The sequence below is a fragment of the Bilophila sp. genome (assembly GCF_057864385.1).
The window spans coordinates 1-2,964 of the sequence record NZ_DBMAFI010000133.1 but is presented as its reverse complement, the minus strand read 5'-3'; the positions used below and the strand labels follow the sequence as shown (position 1 = coordinate 2,964).

Genomic DNA, 2,964 nt, shown 5'->3' with positions numbered 1-2,964 from the left:
GACCTGCTGAACTACGCCCTGCCCATGAACGGCGTTTCCCACGTCAGCGTGGGCGGCATGCGCAACGGCGAACCGTTCAACGTCTATGTGACCCTGCATGACTTTCGCAGCCTTCAGCTTGCGGACGGCGACCGCGTGGAGTTTGTGGCCGACACGCGGGGCAGGACCATTATGGTGGCCGCTTCCGGGGCCATCCACGGCGCTTCGCGTTTCCCGGTGCTCAAACAAACCAGGCTGAAGACGCTGCTGGAATATATCGCGGTGGAACCGGAGCTTGCGGACATCAAGTCCATCTACATCCGCCGCAGGAGCGTAGCCGCCGAGCAGAAAGTCATCCTCACGGATGCCCTGCGCCGCCTGGAACAGAGCGCGTTGACCGCCACCTCCGCTTCCGTGGACGAGGCCGGCATCCGGGTGAAGGAAGCCGAGCTGATCCAGAACTTCGTGCAGCGGGCCTCAAAACTGGAGCCGGACGGCGTGCTGGTGGTCTCCCGCGGCGGCAGGATTTCCGACGTGCTGCTGGAAGAAGGCGACGAGATCATCATCCCCAGGAAAACGGACGTGGTCCACGTCTCCGGCGAAGTGCTCATCCCCACCGCCGTGACCTGGGAAAAGGGCCTCTCCCTGAAAGGCTACCTCAGCGGCGCGGGCGGCCTGTCCGATCGCGCGGATACGGACAATATACTGATTGTCGGCCTGAACGGGGAAGTCGCCCACGCCAAGGGACAACCCATCGAACCCGGCGACCGCATCCTGGTCATGCCCAAGTTTGATTCCAAAAACCTGCAGCTGGTCAAGGACGTGACCCAGGTGCTCTACCAGATGGCCGTGGCCGTCAAGGTCGCCGTGGGGCTGTGAGGAAACAGAATATGAAAATTTCCGTCATCGTCCCCATCTACAATATGGAAAACTTTATTGCACGGACAATTTCCTGTCTGAAGGCTCAAGATGAACCGAATTTAGAATTTCTTCTTGTCAATGACGGTTCCACGGATTCCACGCTTTCATTGATGCAGGAAATGTGCGCGGGAGATGCCCGCTTTCATATATTCACCACAGAAAATAAAGGATATGGCCATGCCTGCAACTTCGGAATCAGGCAAGCTGCTGGAGATTTTTTTGCTATTTTTGAGCCGGATGACCATATCACCCATGATTTCTATTCTAACCTTCGCCAAATTGCCGAGCACTACATACAGGCTGATATTATTAGATACAATGGAATATATCGCCATGAAAATGGCACATCCCGCATTCTGTATCACTGGGAACAAGATTTTACAGGAAGGATTCTTGACAAATTCGCCTTGAAAAGATTCTGGCGCTCTCACCCTTCTGTTTTTAATGGCATATACCGAAAAAGTTTTATCTTACAAAAATCTGTATTTTTTTGTGAAACCCCAAGCGCATCGTTTCAAGACGCCATGTTCATGGTTTCTCTATTTTATTCTAACCCTTCAATATATATAATAAATGATATAAAATACACATATACGATGCATAATATGCAGTCAACAAAATTTGTAAATGATAAAATAGATTTTGTTATTAATGCATGGAATATAGAAGCAGACTGGCTATCAAGCAATGGTTTTATAGATTACGATTTCTTTCTATATAAAGTATTTATTCAGATGAATAGCCTCATAAAAAAAGTATCTTCTGAAAACAAAGATAAACTTATACGGAACTTTAAACGCTTGAACAAAGGAAAAATATATCTCAGCACTAATATCCCGACAATAAAACAAAAAATACAATATGCCTTGGTATGATCTTTCATTTGCATGGATGGAGTAACTTTATGGACATTTTTCAGTTTGTGGACAGATTGTCTCCTGAACCCTGCCTGATAGGTGATGAACTCTACATTGAGGAGGGAAAATGGTTTCGGTGGGATCGAATCCAGTTCTCCCCCCTGGATGTTGCTTTTCTGAAAAAATATTATGGCGATTGCTTTTCTCTATCTTTACATTTTGTCGGCAAACTTTTGCTCAAAGCCGGTGTCAGCGCTAAGGGAAAATCCTTTGTCTGGTGTGGAGAAAAAACGGTCGAGGCCCGCAGGCCAAGCAAGAATATATTCGAAATAGACCTGAGCAGAGTTCAGTCCGGCACACTTGAGATCAGCCTGTATGCGCTGGAAGAAAGTGCTGTCTTTGACGGCACTCCTGTTGCCGCCGAAAAAGAGATCCGCCCTGAACATGTACTCTATGATTTTCTGTCCCCCACATATGAATTATGTTGTGAAGAACCACTATACTACCGGTTTGCCGGAGAACGCGCCTACTATTCCTTCGAGGACAAATGCGTTCACCTGAAGAAAAATTCTTCCGTAGACTTACTGACCTACTTCAATGCCTTCAGCGCCGTAAAGTGGCAAAGCTATACCAATGTAGATCATCTGTCGATGTACCTCGATTTTGCAGGCGAAGCGCGGGCCGAGGTTATCCATATCTGCGAAGCGGGGAAAAGAGTTCTCACTTCATGGAAAGTGAAAGCCGACCAACGGGCCACACTGGAATTGCCGCTCGGCACTTATCCCGATACCGGCATCATCGGCCTGTGCATTCATGCCGAACGGGAGTGCGTCCTGTACGGCGGAGGATACCTGACGGATGCCCCTGAAACCCAGCCCGTGCGCCTTGGCATCGGCATCACCACCTTCCGCCGCGAGGAGGCTGTCAAGGCGTCCGTGGCCCGGCTGGGCAAGGCCATTGCCGCGCATCCCCTCTATCACGACCTCATCGACATAACCGTGGTCGACAACGGGCAAACCCTTGCCCCTGAAGATGTCCCCGCCGCACACTTGATTCCAAACAAAAACCTCGGCGGGACGGGCGGCTTTATGCGCAGCCTTATCCACTATCAGGAGGGAGAGACATACACCCACTGCCTGTTCATGGACGATGACGCCAGCTGCGAAGCGGGCTCGCTCTTTCGCAGCATGTCTTTCATGCGGCATGC

The 2,964-nt window shown here is 50.2% G+C and carries 2 protein-coding genes and 1 pseudogene; all 3 read left to right on the top strand.

Features of this window, described 5'->3' with window-relative positions:
- On the top strand, positions 1 to 858 hold an 858-nt coding region (locus ACZM8Y_RS17995), incomplete at its 5' end, for a polysaccharide biosynthesis/export family protein (RefSeq protein WP_489501995.1).
- Between the two features lie 11 nt (positions 859 to 869).
- A complete protein-coding gene (locus ACZM8Y_RS17990; RefSeq protein ID WP_479859567.1) occupies positions 870 to 1,775 on the top strand; it encodes a glycosyltransferase family 2 protein in 906 nt (301 codons plus the stop codon).
- Positions 1,776 to 1,804: 29 nt separating this feature from the next.
- Positions 1,805 to 2,964: pseudogene (locus ACZM8Y_RS17985) on the top strand (hypothetical protein); the annotation flags it as partial.

Excerpts from the sequence above, each read along its gene's own strand:
- ACZM8Y_RS17990 (WP_479859567.1), top strand. The coding sequence starts at position 870 with ATGAAAATTTCCGTCATCGTCCCCATCTACAATATGGAAAACTTTATT.